Raw genomic sequence first — 6,067 nt, forward strand, 5'->3', positions numbered from 1 at the left:
ACTGGGCAAGAACCGAGTCGTGCTACGCGCCGAATCGGTTTTCAGCGACGAGCAATGATCCACACAGCGTGAATGATGCCTGGCAGGTAGCCAAACAGGGTCAGCAGAATGTTGAGCCAGAACGCACCGGCAAACCCGACCTGCAGAAATACCCCCAGCGGCGGCAACAGAATGGCAATGATGATTCTGATGATGTCCATGTATGTACTCCTGAGTAAACGAAACTAACGAAGCGGGTAGTCAAATTATCTGACTATGCTCCAGCTCTATGGTTCCAGCGTCATTTTTGAGGCCGGTTTCAGTACAGGTCTCGCCGATAACGTTGTTGCTGCTGCAGTTCCTGCCATTGCTCTGCCGTCAGCAGCTCCTGCAAAAGCCGATGAATTTCCCGGCCCATACCCGCCAAGCTGCCGCATACATGAATGCTCGCCCCGCGATCGACCCACTGCCGCAGCTGGTCGGCCTTGGCGGCGAGGCGGTGTTGCACATACTCCGAACGGTCTTCCGCCCGGGAAAAACACCGGTCCAGCAGCAACTTGCCTTGTGCTGTCCAGGTATCCAACTCATCGCTCAGCCACAGATCATGCTGCAGGCAGCGCTCACCAAAGATCAGCCAGTTGTCCGTGCGACCCTGATATTGACGCTGCCTGAGCAAGCCGCGCAAGCCGGCCAGCCCCGTGCCTGCACCGATAAAAATGCCCGGGCCGTCACGCTCCGGCAAGTGGAACCCCGGATTGGACTGCAACCGGATATCTACTGTCACCCCAAGCTCTGCATGGCAGCATAGCCATCCGGAGCCGTGACCAATGACGCCTTGCGCACTGACAACCTGACGGACAATCAACTCCAATACACCGTCTTCCGGAAGACTGGCGATGGAGTAGGTGCGCAGGGCTGAACCAATACTCAGCTGCGCCAGATCTCCAGCCTGCCAGATCGGCATATCGGCAACAGGTGCCAGACGTATCAGCCAGGCCGGTGCGCCCGGGCTGTTGGGGTTGAGTTGCAGGCGTTCGAGTAGCCTCCATTGCTCGAACGAGCCTGATGCCCCAGCATCGTACAGCGGCACTCCTGCCCAGACCGAAGCCTGGCGAGACCAGCTCTGGATGCTGTCCGGGTCTAACTGATTCACTTCCTGACGTGGTGTGGCGGCTGCTGCGCCCGCTGCGTTGAACCAATGCGCCAAGCGCCGGCCAAAGCCGCAGAAGTCAGCGTACTGATCGTCACCCAAAGCCAGCATCGAATAATTCAGGCTGCCCAGATCGGGCTGGATACCTTCAGCCTTGCGCCAGAATGCCGCCGCGTTATCCGGTGCCTCGCCTTCGCCATAGGTGCTGATAATCAACAGCACCCGGGAATAACCGGCCAGCTCCTGCGGCTGGATAGCATTGAGCGGCAGTAACACGGGTGTCAGATTGCATTGATGGAAGGCCGGGGCAAGCCGTCCGGCAATCTCCCGCGCGGCGCCGGACTGACTGGCATAAGCAATCAGCCAGTCCGGCGCGGCTGCGGGTTTTATTACCGCGGGGCGCCGGGACTTACCCAGGCAGATCCAGCACAGCATCATCCAGCCACCCAAGGCCAGAGCAGCCCATAGCGCCCGCTTGTTGAATAGCCAGTGCAGCTCCGACAGCTCCGGCAGACTCATCAGGGAGCCATGACTTCAAGGGTCGCGGTATAGGTGGCGCGCCGCTGGGTCAACGGGGGCTGAACACCTTTTTCCTGCACGACTTTGGCTTCCAGCCACCAGAAACCAGCGCTCGGCCAGGTGATAGCTACCTTGCCGTCTGCGCCGCTGGTCTGCTTGATATCATTGAGCTGATCCCGATGCCGAATGCCACCGGGAATGACGTTCACCTCTACGCCCGCGGCGGGCTTGCCGTCCAGCAGGAAGATGAATTCCGCTGTTTCCGTGGCAAACAGATCATTGGGATGGGTCACTGGCTGCAATTCCAGGCCGCGCCCGATGGGGGTGAATACAGTATCGGTGGTTTGTCCGGAGGTGACGAATACTTCCATGCGCGACTCCATCTGGCTGACTTGCAGGTCCTGCACATTGGCCGGTATGGCCTGATCCATATCAGCCAGGTTACCCACCCAACGGCGTTCCTCACCGTTCTCCTGGTAACGGGCGAAGTAGCGTGGAGCGCCAGCGACTGCCAGCTTGTAGGTCCCTTTCTGGATGAGTTCCACATCGAATACGCTGCGGTATTTTCCAACGTGACCATTCTGCGCCGGGACTTCTTTACCATCCGGTGCGGTGATGACCAGGTGGTTGGCGGTGCGGGGCCTGACTTGCTCGCCCGGTCGGCTGGCCCGAGCTGGCGGCTGACCGATACCTGCCAGTACCAGAGGGTGGTGCTCGAAATAGAACAGGTCATTGGAGACGGCGGCATCTACGCTGATCCAGGCATTTTCACCTGAAAGCACGGTGGTGGAGGGCAGCATCCAGGCGCGGTGGGCATTGGCCGACAGCGGCAGGGTGATGGCAAGGGCAAGTGCGGTCCAGCGAGCGAGTTGTTTCAACATGGTGTTGTATGTTCCTGTGTGATGTTCAGGGTTGGAGGGTCAGGCTGACTTTGCCCAGTTCGGTGTCGCCAGTACTCACGTGGGTGACCTGTTCGGCAACTGGCCAGCGGAAGGGCAGCCGAATCAGCTCGCGGCCCCCCACTTCGCGGGCGGCTTCGATGAGCAACTGGTACTCCCCGGGTTGAAGTGCGGTCAGGGCAGGGTGGTTTTCGGGGAACGACAATGAATGTTCGCCTACCGCCCGCGTGGCGGCGGAAAGTCCATCCACCGGTAGCTCAAGTGAACGACCACTGCGGCGCCACCACTGACGCATGTCCTTCAGCCATTTCTCACCCTCGCTGTCTTGCAGCTTGAGGTCATACCAGACCGCCAGATCAGCGACGTGACCCTCGGTATTCTCAATCCAGATCGCCACGTAGGGGCGGTGATATTCCGCCACTGACAGCCTCGGCACCTCTACCGAGACGTCCAGCTTCGCCGCGCTCGATTGCGTGGCAAATACCGCAGCCAGCGGCAGTAACAGCCATTTACGCATGACCAATCCTCTTTTCAGTGAATGAACAGCAAAGCAATGAGTACCGGGATCAGCAAACCCAGGCCTGTTACCGGCCAGGTGCTGGGGCGGCTGCGTGCCTGACGGCCAAGCAGCAACAGGCCCGTCAGCGTGAACAGCACACAGACTCCGGCGAAGATATCGATGAACCAACTCCACGCCGTGCCACTGTGACGGCCCTTGTGCAAGTCGTTGGCATAAGCAATCCAGCCTCTGTCGGTAGCCTCGAAGAACACCTCGCCGGAGTGCAGGTCCAGAGTCAGCCAAGCATCGCCGCCGGGTGTGGGTATTCCCACATACACCTCGGTATCCGACCATTCCGCTGCATCATCTTTGAAGCGGACTGCCAGTGTGTCCTGCAACCAACGGTATAGTCGGGCAGGGAGCTGCTGCTGCTCGCCAGCAACTACCAACAGGGGCATCAGCTCCTCCGGCAGTTGCAATTCCAGCGTGCGGACATCGGGCCGCGCCTCGATACTGCCGGCATGATTCAGGGTGATGCCGGTAACGGCGAACAGCAGCATCCCCGCCAGACACAGGGCGGAACTGATCCAGTGCCATTGACGCAAGGTGCCGATCAGCAGGTATTTCATTGCCTTCTCTTGTTTTCTGGGGTTATCAGAACCGGTAGTTGGCCGACAGCCAGAAGCTGCGCGCCTTTTCCGTCACGTTGTAATCATTCGAGCAAGACCAGGTGTCGTGATTGCCCAGGTCATCGAAGGTCGGTTCACAGTTGCGTCCGGCCATGTCCTTGTCCAACAGGTTATTGACGCGGCCATGCAAGGTCAGATCATTGCTGGCCTGGAAGCGCATGCCCAGGTGGTAGATGTCATAGGACTTGTAATACAGCTTGCGGGTAACCGGCGTCGGCCCTGTACTGACAGCTGTACCGCGGTAGCGCTCGTCGCGCAGTTCGGCAATCAGGGCCACATTCAGGCGCGGAAATACATCCCAGCTGAGCGTGCCATTGAGCATATGCTCGGGCGTGTTGACCAAGGGCAAGCCCTTTTGTGCGCCGCTTTTCTGCTCGCTGTCGGTATAGGTGTAGTTGCCGCTGAGGCTGAGCGTGGGAATGATCTCCCAGCGTGCCGCCAGTTCGAGGCCCTTGGTCTGAGCCTTATCGACGTTGGTGCTCTGGCTGAAGCTGTCATAACCCAGTTCAGCCCAACCAGGACCGACGTCCACGCAACCCGAGCTGAGATATTTCACACCGCTGGCGTTGTAGCAGTTGGGGATGGCATCGGCGCGAGCGATCTTGTCCTTGAACTCGTTGAAGAACAGGGTCGCGTTGGCATTGAAGTTGGTCAGATTGTCGTAGTACGCCGCGATCTCGTAGTTGGTGCTGGTTTCTGGCTGCAGGTCCGGTGAGCCCGCCATGGGGTTCACGCCCTGGCCGCCAAAACCGACGATGCCCGGAAACAACTGGTTCGGTTTCGGTGTTTTGTAACCGGTGCTGACGCCGCCCTTCAGCGTCCAGTTATCCGTAGTCCGCCAGGTGAGGTAGCCGCGGGGGCTGACTTCGGAACCGAATATGTTGTGGTCGTCGTAGCGAGCCCCATAGGTAAAGGTCAGCTTCTCGGTGAGATCCCAATTATCCTCGGCAAACAGAGCCCACTGTTTATGATCCTGGGTCGCGCCGGACTGATACGACGCCCCATCCATGCCGAATACCCCATCCTCCATCTCGGCGAGAAAATACTGACCGCCCAGGGTGAAATGGTGACTGCCAATGGAGCTCGACAGCTTGGTATCGAAGATGGTGTTGCGGATTTCCAGCTCGCGGCGGTTACGCGGCAGGAAGGTACTTTCCAGCTCTGCGCGCAGGTCATCGGTGAGTTCGGGCGTACCGACGCCCTGATCCGCTGCGGCCTGATCCCAGATATCCTGCAGGGCGCCTCGTTCCTGTACGGTCAGCGGCAGAGAGCGTCCAAGATTGCTGCTGGTACTGCGGGTCAGGCTGGTATCGCTGGTGCCGAAGTTCCAGCGGCCGGTATGGGCCAGTACGAACTGCTCGCGCTCGACCCGCTGATGTTCCGCATAGCCGACCCGAGGCTGGATGATCCCGCCACGGGCGCGCCACAGGCTATCAACGGAATCCAGCGTGCCGGTCTGGCCTTCGGTATTGTCGTAGCGCTGTTTGGCGATATCGTATTCGAACTGGAAATCGTGATCTTCCAGTGGGGTCAGATTCAGTGTGAAGCCGGCATTCCAGTTCTTCGCAGCAACGATCTTCTTATCACCAAAGCTGCCACCATCCTCGAATAGCGAGCCGTCGCCGTTGATCAGTGTGCCTACGCTGTATCCAGGATCGCTCTGTTCGCGGTCATACAGACTGGCGCGCAACCCCAGACCGAGCAGTCCTTCGATCAGTGGGCCGCTGGCAAACAGATCGGTTTTCTTGTCATCCCCGAATTGGGAGTTTTCCTGGATGCTCAGCGCGTGGCTGATCGACCCACCCCAGTTGTCCTGTACCTTGCGCGTGATGATGTTGATCACGCCGCCCATGGCGTCAGCACCGTACAGGGTGGACATAGGTCCACGAATCACTTCGATGCGTTCAATGGCATCCATCGACGGCATGTACATGAACTGGCTGTTACCGAAGTTGTTCGGCCCAATATCTCCGACATCGCTCTGCCTGCGCCCGTCGATCAGAACAAGCGTGTAATCCTTGGGCAAACCGCGCATGGTGATACTGATATTGCCGTTCTTGTCCAGGTCGGCACCCACGTCAACGCCTTCAACGTCTCGCAAGGCATCTGCCAGTCCGGCATAGGGTTTACTCTGGAGCTGTTCGCGGCTGATGACGCTGATACTGGCAGGCGCATCGGCGATCTTCTGTTCGAACCCGGTAGCCGATACCACGGTGACATCGGGTAGCTGTACGGCATCCTGATTGGCCAACGCAACGCTGGCGGCAAGTAATGCAATGAATCACACCGGGTTTCGTGGAGGCCTCAACTCTTGAGAGAATGAGGCATGAAG

The 6,067-nt window shown here is 58.9% G+C and carries 6 protein-coding genes; all 6 read right to left on the reverse strand.

Annotated features, from left to right (window positions below):
- Positions 1 to 41: 41 nt before the first annotated feature.
- Entirely contained in the window at positions 42 to 200 is a 159-nt protein-coding gene (locus INT39_RS21945) for a YqaE/Pmp3 family membrane protein (RefSeq protein ID WP_044499643.1), read from the reverse strand.
- 98 nt (positions 201 to 298) lie between these two features.
- A complete protein-coding gene (locus tag INT39_RS21950; protein WP_193076099.1) occupies positions 299 to 1,648 on the reverse strand; it encodes a sulfite reductase subunit alpha in 1,350 nt (449 codons plus the stop codon).
- Positions 1,648 to 2,526, reverse strand: coding sequence for a DUF4198 domain-containing protein (locus INT39_RS21955; RefSeq protein ID WP_193076104.1), 879 nt, complete (start codon positions 2,524 to 2,526; stop codon positions 1,648 to 1,650). Before INT39_RS21955 ends, INT39_RS21950 begins: the two co-directional genes overlap by 1 nt.
- A 28-nt stretch (positions 2,527 to 2,554) precedes the next feature.
- Complete coding sequence (locus tag INT39_RS21960; RefSeq protein WP_193076100.1) at positions 2,555 to 3,064, reverse strand: DUF2271 domain-containing protein; 510 nt, start codon at positions 3,062 to 3,064, stop codon at positions 2,555 to 2,557.
- A 14-nt stretch (positions 3,065 to 3,078) separates the two neighbouring features.
- A complete protein-coding gene (locus tag INT39_RS21965; RefSeq protein WP_193076101.1) occupies positions 3,079 to 3,675 on the reverse strand; it encodes a PepSY-associated TM helix domain-containing protein in 597 nt (198 codons plus the stop codon).
- A 25-nt stretch (positions 3,676 to 3,700) separates the two neighbouring features.
- Positions 3,701 to 5,986 carry a TonB-dependent receptor domain-containing protein gene (locus INT39_RS21970; RefSeq protein ID WP_226944966.1) on the reverse strand — a complete coding sequence of 762 codons (2,286 nt, stop codon included), beginning with the start codon at positions 5,984 to 5,986 and terminating at the stop codon, positions 3,701 to 3,703.
- Positions 5,987 to 6,067 lie beyond the last annotated feature (81 nt).

Source organism: Pseudomonas sp. FME51, from assembly GCF_014897305.1.